Below are 22,047 nucleotides of genomic sequence, written 5' to 3'. Positions count from 1 at the left end.
CTACAATAAAAAACAGTTGCAAAAAGTAAAACGCTTATAACGGATGTATAAAATCCTACTATAAGCGTTTTTTTATTCTCTAAAAAACGGTGCTAATCAAAATAAACGATGTTTTTCAGTGCCCTCCAATTCAGGAAGCTCTTTTTATATAATTTACGTTGTAAAAATTAATTCACAACAATATCGTCAATTTGCATATTTGTAGTAAGTGCAGGGCTTGATAAACCTGAACCAGTATATTCAAATATGAAAAATCCATTTCCAGTTACAGATGTTGGTATAGAATATACACCACTATTTGTAAATGATGCAGTTGAAGTATTCGCAGTCGAAAAAGTAAAATTAGAAGTAATATTTACTAATGTTGCAGAACTTATTGCAGAACCAGGAACATAATTAGTACTATAGTAAACTTTTAAAGTTTCACCATTATAGAAATTTGTTCTAGTTTTAAATGATAAGTTATTTGCAGCAGTCATATCAACTGGAACAATGAATAAAGTTCTGTTATTTTCTACAGGATTACCAAAAGATGACATTTCGATATATTTAGTACCACTAGATGATCTTGTTCTCCATGTTTTTGAACCAACAACAGGATCATTTACATATTTTGGAAAATTATTTTGTCCTGTTGTTGCAGAACCAGCTGTATAACTCTCAAAGTTTTCTGTAAACACACCAAGATATTGTAATGCATTACCAACTATCGGAGGGAAAACATCAACTCTAGGACTATTTAATTTAAAGTCACTTTCATATCTTACAATAAATTGAAAATCAGTATCATATTTTGTTAAAACACCTCTGATTGTACCACTTCCAGATGGAACTGTGTTACCAGAAAATGGACAAAAACTACTCATTCTTAATATTCTGCTAGTTCCTCCTGATGTTGCAATTATTGCATGATTAGTAGCACCACCACCAGAATCAACATCATAATAGGTTCTATTTATAGAACTTTCGTCAAATTGAACAGGACTCAAGTCAATCAATGTATTTTGGTTTACATCAGCGTAAGCAGCGCTTAATGAAAAAGGTCTTACTAAGTCACTTTCTGGTACTATAGTAGCTGATGGCAACAAATGATTTTGCCATACATTCTCAGCAATTCTTCCAATTTCGCCTTCAAATAGACTACCAATTTGTAATGAACCAAAAACGTTAGCAACATAAAGTCCTTTAAGTTTAATATACACTTTTCTACCTGGTGTAAAACCTTTACCATATAAAGTAGTAATGTTTAAAGGAACACTAAAACCTTTTATTGTTGTAGCGGTATTTTTCAAATCTTGAAAAGAAATTGATTTGTAAAAAGTTCCTTTTTCATCACTTGATGTTACATAAGCTTCGATAATATCATCTGCAGTATAAAGAACAGGTGTTGACGTAGCCACAATTTGGTTAACAGCTATCGTTGGAGTCAACTCGTAAGTTTTCAGTGTATTTTCTGGCACATCGTATGAGTCGTCATTAACACAACTTGATAAACAAATTGTAGTCAATGCCAGAGTAAATATATTTTTAAAAATTGATTTTTTCATTTTTACCTTTACAATTAGTTTTTATTAATAATTCTAACATTGTCAATTTCATAAGTACCATCTAATGTAGTGTTAGTACCAGAACCTTTAACTTTAAATGCTAGATAAACATCTTTAGATGCATAAGCAGATAAATCGATTAATCCTGCGCTAAAGAAATCAAAATTAGTATCAAAGTTTAATGGTGGTTTTGTAAAATTTAAAACCGTCCAATTAGCTGCAGTAACATTTGTTCCATCAAAATCTGTTGAAACTAAAAGCTCAATTGAATTTGCAGCAGTTGACACATAAGCTTGTGCCACATCAAATGCTAATTTTGAGTTTGATTCAACATTGATTTTTGGTGATACTAACCAAGCAATATTTACAGCTTGTCCAGACTGAAAGCTTGTAAATTCAGCATATTTATCAGAATAATAAATACCTTGGTTCCACTTTACAGTTCCTGCTTCAGCAAAATTTGTCCATCCAGCTAAATTAATTACAGCACCATCAGTAGTATTTGAAGTAAAATCTTCAAAAAGTTTGTATGGTTGAAAATCTGGGTTTTTAATATCTTCTTCCGGAGAACATGCCGTAAAAGAAGTCATTACCATAACTCCTAAAAGGAATAAAATTGTTTTTTTCATAACTATATTTTATTAAAAGTTTACATATAAATTTAGGAAGTATGATCTTCCAAAACCGTAAAAATATTTTGGTGCAAAAGCAGGTGTTCCACTTGATACATCTTGGTTAACTTCTCTGAAATTTGCATTTCTAGCTTGTTCAAAACCGCCAGTTTTATATTGAATATCAAATACATTGTTTAATGATGCAAAAAATCCGAAAGTGCTACTTTTGATTTTCCAAGATTTACCACCAGTTAAGTTTACCAAAGTAAAGTTATTAAATTCTTTTTGTTTTAGCAATTCTTTAGCTCTTTCGTTAGTAGCTTCAGGAAAAGGAAGTCCTTCATTATCTAATGGATTTCTAAAAAAGTTTTGCGTTCTTAATAATGCCGAAACATCAAGATAATTGTTTGCTAAGTAATTTGCATTAGCTCCAATCCACCAAAACTTTGGATCACGATATTCAATACCAAATGAAGCTGCAGTTTGAGGTCCACCAGATAATCTATATCCTTTTAGATTTGCTTGTCCAAAATCAATAATTGGATTTGTATTGGTAGGAGAAGCTAAGTTATCGTTATTCAACACAACATTAGGGTTGTTGTTATAAGTGTACTCTCCGTATGCAGCATTTGCAGTCAATTTAATTGTAGAAGTAAGCTGATACTCCATACCCAATTCAAGACCTATATTTCTTTTTTCAATATTTGTTACAGTTTCTGCAACAAATGCATCTCCACCATCTCCATTATCATCATCAAAAATACCTTCACCAAAGAAAAATGAAGTTTCTGTTGCATTTTTAATGCTTGACATGTAAGCTGTAATTCTAGATTTAAATTTAGGAGTTCTAATCACATAACTTGCATCTACACTTGAAATATTTTCATTTTCAATTCCCAAAGTAATATTATTATTTAATCTAGCATTTGGAAAAACATTACGCATTGAAGGCGCTTTAGTCAAATAAACTCCATTAAAATTCAAGAAATGTCTACCAGATATTTTATAAGTTAAGCCACCTTTAAAACCAAAGTTCTCAAAAGATATCTTATCACCTTTACCAAATGAGTTTGTTGGATATAAACCATTTTTGTATAAACCTTCTCTTTGATATTGGTTTTTAGTATAAGTCTGAGCTAAATAAAAATCTACTTTTTTGTATGTAAATTTAAATTGAGTAAAGGCTTCAAATGTAGTTGCCATTAAATTGTAGTTGTATGCAAAAGTGTCACCAACACCAACTTTTCTATTTGGATTATTTAAATCAGATTGTTGTTCATTACCAACTTGAAAATTATCGTAGTCTTCATAATACTGACCACCAAGTAAATCAAGAAGGTTGGCAAAGTTGTGTGATTTTAAACTTTTAAAAGTCCCACCAGCATTTAATACTATATTATCTGCTAATTGAGAATTAATTACGGTATTGGCTGTCCATAATTTGTCATCAGTTCTATCTTCATACAAGATATAGGCACTATGACCATCTGCAGTAGACAAATTGGCTTGATACATTTCATTCCAATTTAATTGTCTGTTATTTAAAAATTTAGCATCGGCTGCTAAAGCAATATTTGCAGGATCATCTCCTTGGAAATCTGTGTAATCATCTGGATTCCAAAGTGAAGTATAGTAACTTGGTAAATTTCTGTAATAAGTTGGATCAGGATTATCTGCACCTTGGTTATCGATTCTACTACTTCCAATTTTACCAAATTGATGAGTAATACCAGAAGTTATATTAGTTTTGTTAGTAACTTTCCAGAAATGATTTAACATTAATATTGGTTCAGTTACATCTCTATCTCTAGAATTACGTTTTTTCCCATCTTGATATCCCCAATAAGAATTATATCTGTATCCTGCAATTCTGTTTACTTCATCGGTATTAGGAGAATTTCTTCCACGACTATTTTCAGCGTATATTGAAGTAAAGTTTAACGAATGTTTTTCGTTGATTTTTTTCTCAACACTTGCAAAAACTGAGTTAGCACTGTAATCAGTTCCTTCAAAATATCCTTCTTGAGCCCATCTTCTAGATGCTGACACTACAAAAGCCCATCCATTTTTATTCATTCCTGAAGCATGTGTACCCATAGTTCTCCAGCTATAATTAGTGTTTGTTCCTGAAAACGACACTCTCGAACCTGGTCTGTAAATAGAAGCTCTTGTATTAATCTCTTGTGTTCCTAAAATCCCACCAAAAGTGTAGTCAGATGGTGCAGAACCCATTGTAAATTCTTGGTTACGAGTAGCATCATTCAATCCACCCCAGTTACCCCATTGTGGTCTTCCATCATATATTTTATTCATTGCTACTCCATTAATCATGGTTGTAGCATTTTCATTATCTAAACCACGAATTCTAAATCTTGCAAGACCCCAGTTGAAAGCAGCAGCTTGTTGAAAAGCATCTCTTGAAGCTTGTAAAAGTCCAGAAGTACTCTCTGAACCACTATTATCATCACCCAAATCGTTATCAGTGATGGTAACTAAACTTAATTGTTGTTCTTCAGTAACATCTTCTTCCAAAACAACAACTCCCAAATCTAAAATTTTTCCTTGTTCTACATCAATAGCTAATAGTTGGTCTTTATAACCATCACTTTTAACTACCAATAATTGTGAACCAGCTGGGACTGATTTAAAAACAAATTTTCCTTCAGCATCTGTAATTTCAGTTAAATTACTGTTCTGAATAGAAGCAACAACATTTTGTAATGGCTTTTGTGTTTTTGAGTCAACAACTTTTCCGGAAAATCCAGTACCTGTTTGTGCAAAAGCAAAACACACTTGCATCACAAACAAAATACTAATGACAAGTTTTTTCATAAATTGAATTAAATTAATTTTCTTTTCGTTAAGTCTTAATACAAACTTAACAGCCTACAAATGTACATCTTTTAATAATATTATTTACTTTTGGCGTGAAGTTTGTGTTAAACTTCATAATTAATTAATATAGTTAAAATGAAAATTAAAAACTTAATTGCCGTTTTCTTTGTTTTATTCGCAACAATAGCGGTAAATGCCCAGTCAAAAAAGTATATTATTCATACCGTTGCGTTTTACAATTTTGAAAACTTGTTTGATACAATTAATGGTTCTAATAATGATGAAGAGTGGTTACCAGATGGAGCAATGAATTGGACAGGAAGAAAATATAAAAAGAAATTAGACAATTTAGCTAGAGTACTTTCTGAAATAGGTACCGGTGAAAATCCAACAAATTCTCCAACATTAATAGGTGGCTGTGAAATTGAAAACAGAAGGGTTTTAGAAGACTTAGTTAAGCAACCAAAATTAATTAATAGAGATTATGGAATTGTTCACTTTGATTCTCCTGACAAAAGAGGAATTGATGTGGCTTTGCTATATCAGAAAAAACATTTTAAGCCAACAAGCTATGTTAACATTCCATTATTGATTTATAAAAATCAACAAGGTAAAGAAGATAAGAAAGACAAAGGAGAAGCAACAGATGATAATGTAGAGGTCGATAATACTTCTGAAAGAGTTTACACTCGTGATCAACTTTTGGTTACGGGCTTTCTAGATGGAGAAGAAGTAAATATTATTGTTAATCACTGGCCTTCTCGTTCTGGTGGTGAGAAAAAAAGTTCACCATTTCGTGAGGCTGCCGGAGCACTTAATAGAAAAATAATTGATTCGTTAATTAAGATTAATCCAGATGCTAAAATCATTACTATGGGTGATTTAAATGATGGTTCTTACAATAAAAGTGTTAAAGTTGGTATTGGAGCTAAACTTAAAAAATCAGAATTAAAAACATCTGGAGATATATACAATCCTTTTGAGCAAATGGCTAAGGAAGGAAATGCGTCCCTTTTTTATAGAGATTCAGGAGATATTTTCGATCAAATTATGTTTACAGAACCATTAACCAGAAATGATTATACCTCTTTTAGATATTGGAAGGCAGGAATTTATAACAAACCATTCCTAATTCAGACCACTGGACAATATAAAGGATATCCACTCAGAAATTCTCAAAGCGAACCCGGATTTAGCGATCACTTTCCAGTTTATATCTATTTGATTAAACAATTGAATTAAAAAAATCTAAGGTTAGTTTATGCTAACCTTTTTAAATTAGTATTATGAAAAAGTTTTTTATTATCACATTTTTAATTCTTGTTACAACATCATTTGCTCAAGAAACTATAACAACATCTCAAGCAAAAGAATATATTGGGAAAGAAGTTATTTTGAAAGGTAAAGTTGCTTCTTTTAAGTTGGCATCTGAAGGAAAATCAACTAATTATATAAATATTGATAAACCTTATCCAGACAATGTATTTACAGTTGTTATCTCTAACAAATACCTTGAAGAACATCAATTAGATCTTTCTCAATCTGTTGGAAAAGAAATTACAGTAAAAGGGACTATCTCAGTTTATGAAAAAGATCCCAAAAAAATCCCTCAGATATTTAATCCGCTAGAAATTGAAATAAAATAAAGATATTAAAAGGTTAGTTTAAGGCTAACCTTTTTTATTTTTTGTAATTTCGTAAAAACATTATAGTATTATGTCAATTCAAAAACCTTTCAATCTCAACAAATGGATTGAAGAAAACAGATACCTTTTAAAACCACCAGTTGGAAATAAAAATCTGTACATAGATTCTGGTGATTATATTGTAATGATAGTTGGTGGGCCAAATGCACGCAAAGATTTTCATTATAATGAAACCGAAGAATTATTTTATCAGTTAGAAGGAGAAATAACGGTTTATGTTCAAGATAATGGCAAAAAGAAAGCTATGAAACTTTCCGCAGGAGATATGTTTCTACTTCCAGCTAAAGTACCTCATTCTCCATCAAGAACAGAAGGTTCAATAGGTTTAGTTGTTGAACGAAAAAGAGAAGGTAAAGATATTCCAGATGGTTTGCTTTGGTTTTGTGAAAATTGTAATCATAAACTATATGAAGTCTATTTTGAACTTCACAACATAGAAACTGATTTCTTATCTCATTTTAAACATTTTTACAATTCAGAACACCTTCGAACTTGTGAAAAGTGTGGGACAACTATGGAATCCGACGAAAGATTTGTAGATAAAAAATAAGGTTTTTAGTGTTTTTGCCAAAAGATATAAACTGCCTAATATTCAAAAAAAACTACTATTTTTGTATAAAATTTAAAAAACATTCAAAAAAAACACATAATGTCAACAATTGCTCAACAATTCGGCATGACCGAAGCATTAGAAATTCTTGGAGTAAAAGCTATTAATGAAGGAACTTCTACAGGAAATAATCATTTTTCAAATGGTGAAATTATTGAAAGCTACTCGCCAGTTGATGGTCAACTAATAGGAAAAGTAAAAACAACTACCGCAGAAGATTACGAAAAAGTAATGCAAACTGCAACGGCTGCTTTCCTAACTTTTAGAGCAATGCCAGCTCCTCAACGTGGAGAAATTGTTCGTCAATTTGGAAATAAATTAAGAGAATTAAAAGAACCATTAGGGAAATTAGTTTCTTATGAAATGGGGAAATCTTTGCAAGAAGGTTACGGTGAAGTTCAAGAAATGATTGACATCTGCGATTTTGCAGTTGGTTTATCACGTCAACTAAACGGACAAACTATGCCATCAGAACGCCCAGGCCACGTTATGAGAGAACAATGGCATCCAATTGGAGTTGTTGGAATCATTTCTGCTTTCAACTTTCCAGTAGCGGTTTGGTCTTGGAATACAGCATTAGCATGGATTTGTGGTGATGTTTGTGTGTGGAAAGCTTCAGAAAAAGCACCTCTATGTTCAATTGCATGTCAAAATATTATTGCAGAAGTTTTAAAAGCAAATAATTTACCTGAAGGTATTTCATGTATCATCAATGGCGATTATAAGGTAGGAGAAATGATGACTACTGATGCTAGAATTCCTTTAATTTCTGCTACAGGTTCAACTCGAATGGGAAGAATTGTTGGCGCAACCGTTGCACAACGATTCGGAAAATCTTTATTAGAATTAGGTGGAAACAATGCCATAATTATTACGCCAACAGCTGATTTAAAAGTGGTTGTTCCTGGTGCTGTTTTTGGTGCTGTGGGAACTGCTGGTCAACGTTGTACTTCTACTAGAAGATTAATCATTCACGAATCGGTTTATGATAAAGTTAGAGACGCTATTGTTGGTGCTTATGGTCAATTGACTATTGGAAATCCATTAGATCAAAAAAATCATATCGGACCATTAATTGATACGGATGCAGTAAACACTTATTTAGCAGCTATTGAAAAAGCAAAAGCTGAAGGTGGAAAAGTACTAGTTGAAGGTGGAGTTCTATCTGGCGAAGGTTACGAATCTGGTTGTTATGTAAAACCAGCAATTATTGAAGCTGAAAATTCTTTTGAAATCGTACAACACGAAACTTTTGCACCAATTTTATATTTAATGAAATACAGTGGTGAAGTTGAAAATGCAATTGCAAAACAAAATGGTGTTGCTCAAGGTTTATCATCTGCTATTATGACTAACGAAATGAAAGAAGCTGAAAAATTCTTGTCTTTTGCAGGTTCAGATTGTGGAATTGCCAACGTAAATATCGGAACTTCTGGAGCTGAAATTGGAGGAGCTTTTGGTGGTGAAAAAGAAACTGGTGGTGGAAGAGAATCTGGTTCTGATTCTTGGAAAGTATATATGAGAAGACAAACAAATACAATCAATTATTCGGATCAATTGCCATTAGCTCAAGGAATTAAATTTGATTTGTAGTTTAAAAAAACCAAGAGAAATCTAAATAAACAAAAAGCGACTTAAATATTTTTAAGTCGCTTTTTTTATTAGTTGAAGATTTTATAATTTTTTATAATCAATTAGAATTTCTTTTGTTTTATTGTTTTGATAAATATACCTTACTTCGTTTGATAAAAAAGCAGGTGCAAATTTTTTAATACTAGAATCATCTTCAAATTCTTTAATCAATTTATCAACATTAAAATTTTTAAATAGTGTCTCTGAAGTAGAATTTTTCTGTGGAACAAAATTTGAATCAACTACAAATTCAATATAGTAATATTCTTTTTCTTTACCTAAAGACATCAACAAATCCTCTTCAAAATTGTTGTTTGGACCAAATCCACCAGGTCTTCCCATACTTGACATTCTAATCTGTTGCATCTGCATCATTTGCATTTGCATCATCATAAATTCATGATGCCACCACCAATTATAATTATAACTATATAGGTTTCTATTAACTCTATCTACTCTAACCTTGTACAAGTTATCAGTAGTTTTGTTTAAAGTAATTGTAGTAACTAAATTTGATACTTTAGATTGTGACAAGAAATTTTGAATTGCAGTTTTATCAATAATTTCTATCAAATCAGACATTACAGATAGTTTTGCATTTTCTTTGTTATTGATAAGATTAAATGATTTTATGATTATATCATTTTCTGAAGATGAAATGGCATACAAATTATCATTATTAATAAATGTATTTCTGCTCATGTAAGTAGTGTTGAAATTATAATCTATAATTGTATTTTCAACTAAATTACTATTAAAATCAAACTTTATAACACCAGTTTGAGAATCGTTCTTAGTACTTGTAAAGTATAAATTATTGTCTGTTATATAGGCCCTAAATTTATTTATAGAACCATTTTTAACAAACTCACTTTGATTGATGCCTTCTATTGGCAAAGTTGCGTTTTTAATATCTTTATAGTCCTTAAGTATAGATTCTGGAATATTAAAAACTTTCTTTTGAGTAGATTTTGAATTTGTAATTATTTGTACATAAACATCATTTTTACCAAGATTTACTAAAAACGATTTATTCTTTTCTTTAAAATATAAGTCAGGTTTAAAATCATTTAAATTTTCAGAAGTACTTTTTCCTGATATCATATTGAAGTCAATGATGGTCAACATTTTCTTTTTTTCATCATAATTAGAAATTGTTAGCAAATCGCCATTGGTATGACTTGTATAAAAATTTGGTTCTACATCAAGAACTAAATCATCAAGCTGTTTTATTTTTTTTTCAGATGATAATAAGATCGCCTTAACTATATATTTTTTAGACTCGGTATTTTTAATAAACAAAAAATGACATGTTTCTTTATCATTTACAACTATTGAAAAATTGCCTTCGAGTTTTTCATTCTCATTTAATTTATATGAAAATAATTCTACGGCATTACTTAGTTGAGTAAAAACAAATAATATTAAAAGGAAGATTTTTTTCATTTTTTTGTTTGAATTTTATTACTTAGTCTTCTTTACATATTGTGTCAATATAAATATACTTTGGTTTTCAACACGTCCTTCAATAAGGTTAGCATCGTCCCAAACTAATTTAATATTATGTACAGCCGCACCACGTTTTGCAGTGAAAGTCGCTCCTTTTACATCTAAATCTTTTATTAAAACTACTGAATCACCATCCAAAAGTACATTTCCATTTGAATCTTTGTGAACAATTTTTCCTTCGTCATCATCGGCTTCACCAGTTGCTTTTGCCCATTCTAAGGCATCTTCATCAAGATACATCATTTCTAACATATCCATGTTTTTTAATCGTGCATGCATTCTCCAAGAAACAATTTGAACCGGAAGATTTTCATTCCACATACTATCACTTAAACCACGCCAATCATTTGCATTGGTAGTTTCAGGATTTTCAATTTGGTCTCTTAATGATTTTGTAATTAAAATACAGTTTTCTGGAGTAGCTTCTGTTTTTGGTTCTACCAAATAGACTACTAAATTTTCATCACTTCCACTAATTTCGCATAAAGAACCACTTCTGTCTTTTAATCTTTTTTCGGTAACTACACTCATTTTATAAGATTATAAGTTGAATGAAGCGCCAATTTGAAACACAAACTGATTATTGAATCTCTCATATCCAATAGTGTTTGAATCATATTTCGCCAAAGGAATTCCAGCTTCTGTGTAAATTCCAAAACCTTCTGTAAAAAAATATCTTGCACCAAGATGAGCACCAAAGTTTCTTAAACCTAAATCAAGTCCTGGGTAAATATCTAACTTGTCACTAATATTCAAAACATTTCCAATATTAGCATTGAAACGTGCTTTTGCATCGAATTTATCAACAAATTTAGGTGTTCCTGCTTTGGTTGTGGTATTCAATAAATAGGAAGTTGTAAATCCATAAGAAATATTTTCTCCTGCTCCAAAATCAATAGTCGCAGCAATTCCAGTTCCATATTCTTGCATCGTCGCTCCAACTTGAAATTTTTTATCTCCTTTTCCTTTAAACGCTTGCGAATTTGCAAAACTTGCAGTTAACACAAGTAATAATGTAATAACTCTTTTCATAATTTCTGTAAATTTTAGAGTGCAAATATAATAGTTTATTAATTTAATTACGTCCTTTTTCAGTGTGATACAAATGGTTCAAAGGTTCGCTTTGCCAAAATTCTTTAGAATCTACATCCATAATTGTCAAAGGTCCTTTAAAAGCAGCTCCAGTATCTACATTCCAAATGCAAGCTTTTTTGATTGGAATAGTTTCACCAATTCTTGTAACAGGTGTGTGGCCAATATAAATTTCATCATATAAACTCAATCTTCTTGGATAAAACCAACTTGTTTTTTCTAAGTTTTCATCCAACGATAACGCAGTTTCCCACAAGGTTCTATCCCAATAAAATAATTTCGGAAAATATTCATAAGCAATGCCATTCATATTGGTAAAACCAGCATGAATAAACAACCTGTTTTTATCATCTAAATAATAGTTTTCCAATGACTTTAAAAATGCAATATGCTTCAACTTTGTTGCTTCAGAAATTGTTGAATAGGCAATAACAGTAGCTTCTCCACCATGTTTATACCATTCTCTATTATCAGTGCTGTTTTCAAGCCAATCTAAAAGGAGTTCGTCGTGATTTCCTCTGATGAAGATGCATTTTTGTTTTTGACCTAAATCAATCAAATAATCTATAACCTGAGGCGATTGACTCCATCCATCAACATAATCACCAAGAAAAATTAAACTATCGTTTAGGGTAACATTAGCTCGCTCCATTATTTGATGCAACGCTCTTAAACCGCCGTGTATATCTCCAATTACTAATGTTCTATTCATTTTGTTTATCCATTATTTCACAAAGCTAAACATATTTTAACATTTTTTACACTTTTAACGTAAATCTACTCTTTTCAACAATAGTAATTTTACATCGTATTAATACAAGTACAAGGAATTCCTTAAAAATTTAACAAAAAAAGTAAAGCATTTTTAAAAATGTCTTACAAAGAAAACTATTGTCTTATTTTAATACTTACAAATTATGAAACCATCTACTATTCAAAAAAACAATTCAAAATCTCTTATTTTATCATTAGCAGGAATTGCGCTACTATCATTAATGACCTCGTGTACTGTTGATGAAATTGAAACAACGCCAAACAATAACAAAAATTCTATTACTGTAAAAGAACAATTTTTTCAAAAAGGAGATACAATTCCTGAAACTAATAAAGAAGTAGATATTGTTCCGCCGACTTCACAAATACCACCAAAAAAGCCATAAGTAATAATATTTTTGTATTTTTGATTAATCAAGAATTCCACTTTGAAAAATAATCTCTTTTTGATTTTAATATGTATTCTCTTTTTTAGTTGTAAAAAAGAGAATACGTTTTTACTTAAAGAAAAAAATATTGATAGTCTTTTAAACGAAGCCGAAAAATCCCAAGATTATAAATTTAAATTAAATGTTGCTGATAGTATTTATTCAATTTTAAAATTTGATAGTAATGATTCCGTTAGTCGGAAAAGACATCTAAATCTTTCTTATTTATATCAATCATTTAAAAACCCAAAATATGTAAATATTTGTTACGAATTATTAAAAAATAATAAACTTTTAAAAGTCAGAGAAATAGCATATTGTAATAACGCATTAGGAAACTATTATTATGATATATCAAATTACGAAAAAGCATATTACTTTCTTAAAATTGCAGAAAAAAACTATAAAAAGCTTGATGATGATTTATTAGTTTCTTATGTTTCTATAACTAAAGCTAATATTTTAACCTTTAAAAAAGATTTTGTTGAAGCAGAAAAATTAGCAATCAGATCTTTAAAAATTGCAAAATCTGAAAATGATGTATTATTAGAATACAATTGTTATATTACATTAGGAAATTCTCAGTCTGGATTACAATATTATGATAAGGCTTTCGAATATTACCAAAAGGCTTATGAAATCTGCGAAGATTTTAAATTAGATTCAAATTATTTACATAATAAAATACAAGCACTAAATTATACGGCATTAGTCAAACAAAAGCAAAAACAATTTAATGAGTCATTATTTTTTTCTAAAAAAGGATTGTCTTTTTTGATAGATAAAAATAGCCAAATATATATTTATTGCTATCTTAAAAATAATATTGCATATTCCAAATTCAAACAAGGCGACAAATCGGTTGTAAATCAGTTTTTAGAAACGCTTAAAATTGGTGATAGCTTGAAGTTTGCACCTATTCAAATTACTTCTAAAACCTATTTAGGAGAATATTATTTAGCTCAAAAAGATACAACTAAAGCAAACTTTTACTTCAAAGACGCTCAAAAGCAAGCACATCAAAACGATATTTTTGAAGATGAGCTAATTATTTTAAAACTTCTTGGTGAAGCCAATCCACAACAATATTCTTATTATAGTAATCGATTTATTCATTTGAATGATAGTCTTCAAATTGAGGAAAGAAAAACTCGAGACAAATTTGCAAGAATTGAATTTGAAACCGACCAAATTATTACAGAGAAAGAAGCCGTTGAAAAACAAAACGTTTTACTCAATAGTAGAATATGGATAATTATAGGTTTTAGTTTTTTGTTACTTTTAATTTTGTTTTTATGGTTTAAAAATAAATCGCAAAAGGCCAAAACACGTGAATTGCTCTTAAAACAAGAACAACAAAAAGCCAACGAAGAAATCTATCAATTAATAATAGACCAACAACAAAAAATTGAAGAAGGAAAAAATATTGAAAAGCAAAGAATTTCGCTAGATCTTCATGATAGTGTGATGGGAAAGTTAACAGCAGTAAGGATGAATTTATATGTTGCATTACTAAAAAATAATCTTGCAGATGATATAGATTTTTCAAAACAAATTGACGAAATTCAAGAAGTTGAAAAAGAAATAAGAGCAATAGCCCATAATTTAAATTCTGATTTGTTTTCAGATAATGCTAATTTTATTAGCGTAGTACAACAACTTTTTAATAAAATTGAAAATCATTCACAATTACAATTTAATCTTCATGTTAGTGATGCGCTTAATTGGGATTTGGTTTCAAATAATATTAAAATTAATCTTTACAGAATTCTTCAAGAAGCATTACAGAATATCGAAAAGTATGCTGAAGCTAAAAGCGTTGCTATTGTAATGACTTTGTCAGAAACAAATGAAATTGTAATTATAATTTCAGATGATGGAACTGGTTTTGATAATTCAAAAAAATCTTCAGGTATAGGTATTAAAAACATGAAACTAAGAATCGAAGAATTAAATGGTTCTTTTGATATTCAATCTGAAATTGGGAAAGGAACAAAAATAAATTTGACTATTCCAATGTAATTTTTTATCTTCACAATCAAAATTTCCATTTATATGATTGTGAAAATTTTAATGATTGATGATCATCAATTAATGATTGAAGGTTATAAAGCAATGTTAGCACTCAATAAAGAGCAACATACTGTCGAAGTTACAACTGCCAATACTTGTGAAGAAGCATATACTATTATTTCAGACGCTAAAAACACCAATTATTTTGACTTAGTTTTTTTAGACTACTCTATTCAAAGTTATCCCGAAAAAAAAATTCTTAACGGTGAAGATTTAGGTATTTTAATTAGAAAACAAATGCCTAATACCAAAATTATTATGCTTACGGCTCACTTTGATGCCATCAGATTATACAACGTTGTAAAGAAAATCAACCCAAATGGGTTATTGATTAAAAGTGATTTCAAACCACCTCAACTTTTAGAAGCCTTCGAATCAGTTCTTAGAGGAGAACTTTATATGACTTCTACTGCAAAAGAAAAGCTCAGAGAACCTTTATTTACCCAAGGGTTGTTGGATAGTGAAGACAGAAAGATTATTGAATTATTAGCAGAAGGTTTACAAATAAAGTCTATTGCAGATAAAATGAATGTTTCTGAAGATAAAATAAAAAAGAGAAAAAGTAAAATAAAAGACCTTCTTGGTATAGAAAAAGGAAGCGATGAAGACATTCTAAGAGAATGTAGAGCATTGGGATTGCTGTAGTTTCTTTTTCATTTTATCATTTCGACTTTGGAGAAATCACATACTTTACTAACAGTTATTATATAAGTTTACCAAAAGAGTAATATTTGAATAGTATAGTTAATAAAAGAAGAATTTTATATTTCATACATAAATAAAGTTTTAACGTTTTTTACACTTTTAGTGTAATGCCACCTTTGAGGGTTGTAGTAGTTTTGACATAACAAATTACTCGAGAATTATTTGTTATCAAAACAATTATTAAAAACAGGTCCGAAAAGGTTTTGGACTATTTAACACTAAAATTTTATTTATTATGAAAAAATTATTATTCGGCTTAATTGCCACAGTTATGTTTGGTTTTGTTGGGAATGCGCAAAGTAAATCAGATATTGAACAGTATTCAGTTGTTAAAAGTGAGAAAATAACAGTCGATAATCCAAAGATTAAAGATTTTTTAACTAAAACTAAGTTTTTTGAATTAAATCCAACAATAAAGTTTGATAATTTGAAATTAGAGTTGCAAACTTTTAAAAACTCATCGCAAGGATTATATATTCCATTAATAAACAGTGAATTTAATACTTTATATGTGTATATGTTTGAAGGTGTTGATGGTTATGCGTACAATTTTATCAGCACAAAAGATGAAAAGACATATACATTTTCAAATGACAAGGTTTTGCTTTACACAGGTTCAAATAATAAGGGAAATACACTAATTACTTATAATCCTCAAGCAAGAAGTGCATTTGGACAATGCATGGATGCTGTTGAAGATGATTTTACAGATGATTTAGTTGGATGGGTTGCTTGGAATACTCATCCAGGAATACAAGCTCTAGCCGCAGGTATGTGTTATTCTTGCGTGAAATGGGGAAGAGCTTGCCCTGCAGCATATCAACCTTAAAATACATATAACATGAAAAATCCAAAAAATTTATTCATTATTTATCTAGTAATTGGTCTGATTGGTGGTTATATATACCTTTCAACTAATGATTATAGATTGATTGCCAAAATTTTATTAGGCATCTCGACTGTTGCATTTTTTATGACTATTTATTATTTTGTCAAAATGAAAAATAAATAATTACTCTTAAAACGACAACTAACACTTGTCGTTTTTTTTATTCTTTACTCTTGAACTGAATTTATTTTAGTTTGTTTCTGAATCTCAAAAAATTAACGAATTTTTAAACTTTTAACTTTTTTTACACTTTTAGTGTAAAATCAACTTTTGTCATCATAGTAATTTTACACTTACAAATCAATATAAACAGAAATCATGATAAAAATTGTTATTACAATAGCCACTTTAATAATGTCTTTTTTTGCAACAGCACAAACAGAAGGCAAAACTGCACAAGCCAATTTCAACGGAAAACTTTGCGATATTGGAAGAGGTTTATGCAATCTGGATTCATTTTCAACATCAAATAGATCAACCATAATGAAAGCAATTAAAACCTATAAAAAATCAGAGAACACAATGGTTATCGAAATGGATGTTATGAATTTATCCAAAGAAGAACAAAACAAATTTTTTGGCAAAGAATATTCGCGAATAACTTCAGATGAAAAACTTTATTTTATCCAGGATGAAGATTATGTTTTCGATCTAGACACATTACTTTATTTGGATTTTGATTACCATTATAAATATTTAAAAAAAGGAAGTTATCCTTTAGAAATTAAAGATGATAAAATATACGTCACGCTAACGCTGACAAAGCAATAGTCTAAACATATAGTAACAACTAAAAATCAAGAAAAATGAAAACGATTAAATACATAGTGGTTCTTTTTCTACTTGTTGTAAAAGCCAATGCTTTTGCAAAAGTAGAATACAGCGATCCCAATGAGGTTGTTGCTGAATTGATAAACGAAATTAAAGCGGTAAACCATAAATATGAACTTCTTATTGACATTAAGGAGGACGAACTAAACGAAATTAATAAATCGCTTGCAGTCGCCTACGGTACTGATCAAAAAGTAGATTTATTAGTAAGAAAAGATTTGATTAAAACAGAAATCAAAGAATTGTTAGAGCAAAGTTCTGGTGAGATATCCAAAATCAGATACTTAAAGGGTTTACAAATCATTAAAATTCTATACGAAAAGGTTTTGGGTTTAGACCATCATTTTGCCTCTGTACGAACGCTTAATGAAATTAATAAAATATCCAATCCAAATCAATATCCAGAATATGAAAAACTTAAAGAACTTTTAGCTTCTAAAAAAGATAAAAAAGCAGGATTCGATTTAACATCCGTTTTAGGAACCAACACAATTGTTTCTGTAGTGCAAACGTTCTCCAATATGTTCAGTTCATCACTCACTAAAGAAGAAAAAGAAAAAGAATTAGCCAATGTAGATTGTATTTTAGATTTTACTTTGAGAATGCAAAACGACTTAAATACTATTTATTTTGAAACCGCTTTTTTGCAAACCAGTAACGATAAAATTAAGCAAGAAATCGAACTTTTGTTTAAAGATTATACCAAACCAATTGGGTATGTTGCATCTTTAGAAAACTGCAGAGCTAGTGACGATTGGGAAACAGTAAATCAGAAAATGGAGGAATATCTTTCTAAAATGAAATCTGCAACCGGCACAACACAGTTTAAGATGCAAGTTAATCTAGAATTTCCTATAGATAGATTGCTTCAATTTATTACGCAATACAATAATTTTATAGATCAAGGCGGAAAGTTTTATGAGAAGTTTAAAATCATTTTGAACAGCTATGAAAATGAAAAACAGTGCGAAACCAAATTACCACTAGAATACAAAAAACTTAAAGCTGATATTGATGTTGCCATAAACAAGTTTAACGTTGCCTACAAACCAGTAGAAATAAACGGAACCAAAATGAAGGAAATACTCTACGGATTGAACGAATTTGATTAAAATAGTTAGTAAGTTGAAAAATTGGGTTAATTTTTCTTTTAAAACGACAGTAGTAATGCTGTCGTTTTTTTTATGCTGAATTTATTTCAGCATCTTATCTTTTAAAATCTTAACTTTTTTTACACTTTTAGTGTAAAACCATCACAACTACTACAACTATTTTTGAAGTATCAAATTACTCGCGAATATTTGAAGTATAACAAATAAATTATTAATTTTATAAAACTATTAAAAATGAAAAAAATTCTATTCGGCTTAATCGCCACAGTAATGTTTGGGTTTGTTGGAAGTGCGCAAGATAAAAACTTTGTTTCGTTTTTTTCAAGTAAAGAGTTTAATCAACTATCAAATAAATTTTCAATTAAAAATACTGATATTGATACTAAAAATTACGCTTCATTGAGCCACGAATCTAAATTATATAAAATTTACAGGGTAAGTGTTACAGTGCAAGGCAACAAAAACTTTATTACTTTTTTTACCGATAATGACGGGAAAAATTATGCTCTAAGCTATGAAAATATTGATTTTTCAAAAAATATTTCACAGCATTTTGATGAATATGGAAATTTATATGCTATTTTTGATGTAATTAAATCAGATACAAATTATAATTTTAAGATAAGAGAAGCTTTCAATCCAACTACATTTGGAGGTCAAGCTAATTATAGAGTTGATTGTATTTCAAAAACTTATAGAACTTTGAAAAATGCTTGTCAAGCTGATGATTTTTGTGATATGATGTGTGATCTTAATCCATCTTGTCTGCCCATGTTAGCGGCTTGGGCAGCAACATATTGTGCAACTCGTTAAATAATTCAAATGGAAATTTTTATATTCTTTTTTTTAATCTATTTGTTATTGATAGTAATAACATTGTTAGATGTTTACTCAAAAAGAAAAGCATTATATTGGTATGTTGTTATTCTGGCCTTTCCGTATGTTGGATGTTTATTTTATTTTTTTGTAAATAAAAAGAAACGAAGTTAATTACAAACAAATTAAATAAAACGACAGTAGAAATATTGTCGTTTTTATTTATTTTAAACTTTTTTCAAAATCTATAAATTATATTTCACCTTCCTCAAAACCCGCATTACTTCCTTAAAATTTACATAAACAGCTGTAAACGGATGCATTTTCAATAAAGGTTTTGCTTCAATTAATTTCTGTTTGGCATCTTCAAATCCGTTGAGGTAACAAATCATTAAAGTAGATGGCAAATTAATCAAATCTTGATGTTCTCTATCAGATAATTCGATTCCTTTTTGCAATTTGTTCAACAAAGATAAATTAGAATTATAAATATGAAACAAAACTTTTCTATTGTATTGTGGTGGTTCAAAAAGCATTTCGGTTTCTATTTTATAATAACCATTGTCAAAAAATGACAACTTTTGCTGTTCCAAAGGATAATAACTTGTTTTATCATTCAATCCCAAAGGCACATATTCGGTTATCGTAAAAGTATTTTCGTCATAATCAATCGTCACATCATCTTGAGCCGAATAAAACAACTTAATTTGCTCGTTCACCAATTCGATATCAACTCGCGTAAAAAAAGTTTTATCTCTATTTTTTTTCGGAATTCCTGCCCAACAAATCACAAACAATTCCTTGAAAACCTTGTACTTTGATGGCATATCCTTGTGACGATTATTCACAAAATCAATTACGCCATCAAGTGTGTTAGAAATGCTGTTTCTAGAGCTATTTTCAATGCTTAAAACCGTTTCAATATTGAGTTTAGAATAGGGTATTTTTTCATCAGTAGGAATAGTATTGCTTCCTCTTCTAACAAAAGTGGCATTGGCCAAAATGGTATGAATGTTTTTCTTAAAATAGGAAGTTTTAGATTTTGGTTTTATCGTAACCAATCCAACGACTTTATCTCGTGGTAAATTCGGAAAAGGAACATTTTCATACTGAATTTTAGGAGGATTTTCCAAAAAAGCATTCACTAAATTCTGAATACGACTGTCGTCAAAAAAATCGTCGCCGGTTATTTCATTATTTTCATCTTCAACACCAACAACGATATAGGAATTATTAGAAGGATTAGAATTAGACAAAGCACAAATATGTTTCAAAAACTTCGCTTTTCCTTCTTTGGTATGCAAATTCAACTGCCGCTTTTTATCATAAAAACTGCACTCATCATTGTGAGCCAATAAGTTCTTGATAAGTAGGCGTTTGTTTATCATGTTCCAGTTTCGGGTTTCGGGTTTAAAGTTGCGTGTTGTTTAAATGCAAAATATTCAACTCGCAACTCGCAACTTTATAACTAATCAACCTTTTTTCCCATACTTTCTGTCCAAATAGCAAACCAATCTAGGTTGTCTAAAGGCAATTCTACCGCTTTCATTAATGCTTGAATTCTAGCAATATTTACAGTTCCGGCAACAGGAATAACTTTGGAAGGATGTTTTAAAATCCAGGAAAGTAAAATGGTATCTGAACCAACTCCATATTTTTCAACCAATTGTACCAAAAGTTTTTTTAATCGTCTTGTTTGCTCAATATCTTCTCTAAAAACGGTCCCTAACGGATTCCAACTCATCGGTCGAATATCGTGTGTTTGCATATAATCTAAACTTCCATCCAACATCGCTTCATAATGTGTTGCCGAAAATTGAATTTGATTATAACTAACTTCCGTTTTACTTCTAATTAGTTCGGTTTGAGAGGTTGTAAAATTTGATAATCCAAAATCGATAATTTTCCCATCCGATTTAAGTTTTTCAACCGCTTCAGCAATTTCGTCAGCAATCATCAATGGACTTGGACGATGCAAAAGCAAAACATCTAAATAATCCGTTTGAAGATTTTTCAACGAATTTTCAACAGACCAAATTATGTATTCTTTCGAGTAATCGTAGTGTTTGATTTTATTAGTTCTACTTCCTTCAAGTTGAATACCGCATTTAGAAATTAATTGCAATTTCTCTCTTGAAATTTTGCTTTCGCCATATGCTTTTCCAAATTGCTCTTCTGTAGTGTAACCACCATAAATATCGGCATGGTCAAAAGTGGTAATTTTATTTTCGATACAAATGTTTATCAAATGGTTCATTTCTTGTGTGTTGAGTTTTTTATCCCAAACACCCCAATTCATCGTTCCTACAATTATTTCTGAAAGTTTCGAGTTTCGAGTTTCGAGTTTCGGGTTTTTACCTTGAGGTTGCATATATTTTATTTATTAAATTTACTTCCATTATTTTCAGATTTTACAAGATAGGACATAAAAGAACCTATTTTCTTACTTTCAGTAATTGTTTTTTCTTTTAAAAATTCAAATTCTTCTTCCGTAATATGTTTTCTGTCAAAAGCACGATACAATTGAGAACGTAATTCACCACATGATCCTTTCGAATAACTCAAAAATTGAATAAATTCTTTTCTTCCATTTCGTTCAAAACCTTCGGCAATATTATCCATGATTGAACCTGAAGAGCGATTCATTTGATTTCTCAATTCAAAATCTTTTCCAAGTGCAGAATTTTCAAATTTATCCCAAACATCTTGACAAATTTCTCTTCCTAACTGTCAAATATCAAGTTCTTCAAATGTAGTTATTGTAGCCATAGCATTTGTTACTTAAAAGTTATTTCATTTCAAATTTAGCAAATTTTTACATTTTGCATTGCAATTTTAATTTCACATATAGTAACCCGAAACTTGCAACCCGAA

At 29.8% G+C, this 22,047-nt stretch carries 21 protein-coding genes; 11 read left to right on the top strand and 10 right to left on the bottom strand.

Annotated features, from left to right (window positions below; genetic code table 11):
* Positions 1 to 167 precede the first annotated feature (167 nt).
* Genes ACIQ06_RS07285 through ACIQ06_RS07275 form a run of 3 tightly spaced genes read right to left on the bottom strand, consistent with a single transcriptional unit; the run spans position 168 to position 4,993 of the window.
* On the bottom strand, positions 168 to 1,547 hold the full coding sequence (locus tag ACIQ06_RS07285) for a DUF5689 domain-containing protein (protein ID WP_396144966.1): 1,380 nt from the start codon (positions 1,545 to 1,547) through the stop codon (positions 168 to 170).
* A 14-nt stretch (positions 1,548 to 1,561) separates the two neighbouring features.
* A complete protein-coding gene (locus tag ACIQ06_RS07280) occupies positions 1,562 to 2,176 on the bottom strand; it encodes a choice-of-anchor J domain-containing protein (protein ID WP_396144964.1) in 615 nt (204 codons plus the stop codon).
* 12 nt (positions 2,177 to 2,188) lie between these two features.
* Positions 2,189 to 4,993 carry a carboxypeptidase-like regulatory domain-containing protein gene (locus ACIQ06_RS07275; protein WP_396144962.1) on the bottom strand — a complete coding sequence of 935 codons (2,805 nt, stop codon included), beginning with the start codon at positions 4,991 to 4,993 and terminating at the stop codon, positions 2,189 to 2,191.
* 138 nt (positions 4,994 to 5,131) lie between these two features.
* On the opposite strand from ACIQ06_RS07275, the gene ACIQ06_RS07270 reads away from it, so the two are divergent.
* From ACIQ06_RS07270 to ACIQ06_RS07255, 4 genes are all read left to right on the top strand, one after another.
* On the top strand, positions 5,132 to 6,238 hold the full coding sequence (locus ACIQ06_RS07270) for an endonuclease/exonuclease/phosphatase family protein (RefSeq protein ID WP_396144960.1): 1,107 nt from the start codon (positions 5,132 to 5,134) through the stop codon (positions 6,236 to 6,238).
* A 44-nt stretch (positions 6,239 to 6,282) separates the two neighbouring features.
* Positions 6,283 to 6,642, top strand: coding sequence for a hypothetical protein (locus tag ACIQ06_RS07265; RefSeq protein ID WP_396144958.1), 360 nt, complete (start codon positions 6,283 to 6,285; stop codon positions 6,640 to 6,642).
* A gap of 70 nt (positions 6,643 to 6,712) precedes the next feature.
* Complete coding sequence (locus ACIQ06_RS07260; protein ID WP_396144955.1) at positions 6,713 to 7,252, top strand: 3-hydroxyanthranilate 3,4-dioxygenase; 540 nt, start codon at positions 6,713 to 6,715, stop codon at positions 7,250 to 7,252.
* 99 nt (positions 7,253 to 7,351) lie between these two features.
* Positions 7,352 to 8,905 carry an aldehyde dehydrogenase family protein gene (locus ACIQ06_RS07255; RefSeq protein ID WP_396144953.1) on the top strand — a complete coding sequence of 518 codons (1,554 nt, stop codon included), beginning with the start codon at positions 7,352 to 7,354 and terminating at the stop codon, positions 8,903 to 8,905.
* A gap of 81 nt (positions 8,906 to 8,986) precedes the next feature.
* Here the strand turns inward: ACIQ06_RS07255 and ACIQ06_RS07250 are convergent, their stop codons facing one another.
* Genes ACIQ06_RS07250 through ACIQ06_RS07235 form a run of 4 tightly spaced genes read right to left on the bottom strand, consistent with a single transcriptional unit; the run spans position 8,987 to position 12,257 of the window.
* Complete coding sequence (locus tag ACIQ06_RS07250) at positions 8,987 to 10,390, bottom strand: hypothetical protein (RefSeq protein WP_396144951.1); 1,404 nt, start codon at positions 10,388 to 10,390, stop codon at positions 8,987 to 8,989.
* A gap of 18 nt (positions 10,391 to 10,408) precedes the next feature.
* On the bottom strand, positions 10,409 to 10,984 hold the full coding sequence (locus ACIQ06_RS07245; protein ID WP_396144949.1) for a PhnA domain-containing protein: 576 nt from the start codon (positions 10,982 to 10,984) through the stop codon (positions 10,409 to 10,411).
* Positions 10,985 to 10,993: 9 nt separating this feature from the next.
* Positions 10,994 to 11,485, bottom strand: coding sequence for a DUF6646 family protein (locus ACIQ06_RS07240; protein WP_396144947.1), 492 nt, complete (start codon positions 11,483 to 11,485; stop codon positions 10,994 to 10,996).
* A 43-nt stretch (positions 11,486 to 11,528) separates the two neighbouring features.
* A complete protein-coding gene (locus ACIQ06_RS07235; RefSeq protein WP_396144945.1) occupies positions 11,529 to 12,257 on the bottom strand; it encodes a metallophosphoesterase in 729 nt (242 codons plus the stop codon).
* Between the two features lie 205 nt (positions 12,258 to 12,462).
* Here ACIQ06_RS07235 and ACIQ06_RS07230 point away from each other — a divergent pair, with 205 nt between their 5' ends.
* The 7 genes from ACIQ06_RS07230 to ACIQ06_RS07200 all read left to right on the top strand — a co-directional run bounded on the left by ACIQ06_RS07230 (position 12,463) and on the right by ACIQ06_RS07200 (position 19,170).
* Positions 12,463 to 12,705 carry a hypothetical protein gene (locus ACIQ06_RS07230; protein WP_396144943.1) on the top strand — a complete coding sequence of 81 codons (243 nt, stop codon included), beginning with the start codon at positions 12,463 to 12,465 and terminating at the stop codon, positions 12,703 to 12,705.
* 60 nt (positions 12,706 to 12,765) lie between these two features.
* Positions 12,766 to 14,769 carry a sensor histidine kinase gene (locus tag ACIQ06_RS07225; RefSeq protein WP_396144941.1) on the top strand — a complete coding sequence of 668 codons (2,004 nt, stop codon included), beginning with the start codon at positions 12,766 to 12,768 and terminating at the stop codon, positions 14,767 to 14,769.
* A 33-nt stretch (positions 14,770 to 14,802) separates the two neighbouring features.
* Positions 14,803 to 15,465 carry a response regulator gene (locus tag ACIQ06_RS07220; protein WP_396144939.1) on the top strand — a complete coding sequence of 221 codons (663 nt, stop codon included), beginning with the start codon at positions 14,803 to 14,805 and terminating at the stop codon, positions 15,463 to 15,465.
* 295 nt (positions 15,466 to 15,760) lie between these two features.
* Complete coding sequence (locus ACIQ06_RS07215) at positions 15,761 to 16,354, top strand: hypothetical protein (protein ID WP_396144937.1); 594 nt, start codon at positions 15,761 to 15,763, stop codon at positions 16,352 to 16,354.
* A gap of 378 nt (positions 16,355 to 16,732) precedes the next feature.
* Positions 16,733 to 17,185 carry a hypothetical protein gene (locus ACIQ06_RS07210; RefSeq protein WP_396144935.1) on the top strand — a complete coding sequence of 151 codons (453 nt, stop codon included), beginning with the start codon at positions 16,733 to 16,735 and terminating at the stop codon, positions 17,183 to 17,185.
* A gap of 35 nt (positions 17,186 to 17,220) precedes the next feature.
* Positions 17,221 to 18,357 (top strand): hypothetical protein, encoded by a 1,137-nt coding sequence (locus ACIQ06_RS07205; protein ID WP_396144933.1) that lies wholly within the window; start codon positions 17,221 to 17,223, stop codon positions 18,355 to 18,357.
* Positions 18,358 to 18,591: 234 nt separating this feature from the next.
* A complete protein-coding gene (locus ACIQ06_RS07200) occupies positions 18,592 to 19,170 on the top strand; it encodes a hypothetical protein (protein WP_396144931.1) in 579 nt (192 codons plus the stop codon).
* A 248-nt stretch (positions 19,171 to 19,418) separates the two neighbouring features.
* On the opposite strand, the gene ACIQ06_RS07195 is transcribed toward ACIQ06_RS07200, so the two are convergent.
* From ACIQ06_RS07195 to ACIQ06_RS07185, 3 genes are all read right to left on the bottom strand, one after another.
* Complete coding sequence (locus ACIQ06_RS07195) at positions 19,419 to 20,561, bottom strand: ATP-binding protein (RefSeq protein WP_396144929.1); 1,143 nt, start codon at positions 20,559 to 20,561, stop codon at positions 19,419 to 19,421.
* Positions 20,562 to 20,641: 80 nt separating this feature from the next.
* A complete protein-coding gene (locus ACIQ06_RS07190; RefSeq protein WP_396144927.1) occupies positions 20,642 to 21,544 on the bottom strand; it encodes an aldo/keto reductase family oxidoreductase in 903 nt (300 codons plus the stop codon).
* 5 nt (positions 21,545 to 21,549) lie between these two features.
* On the bottom strand, positions 21,550 to 21,888 hold the full coding sequence (locus ACIQ06_RS07185; protein WP_396144968.1) for a four helix bundle protein: 339 nt from the start codon (positions 21,886 to 21,888) through the stop codon (positions 21,550 to 21,552).
* Between the last annotated feature and the right edge of the window lie 159 nt (positions 21,889 to 22,047).

This window comes from Flavobacterium sp., from assembly GCF_044341265.1.
Classification (GTDB): Bacteria; Bacteroidota; Bacteroidia; order Flavobacteriales; family Flavobacteriaceae; genus Flavobacterium.
The sequence above is the reverse complement of the archived record's forward strand: the minus strand, read 5'-3'. Positions and strand labels throughout refer to the sequence as shown.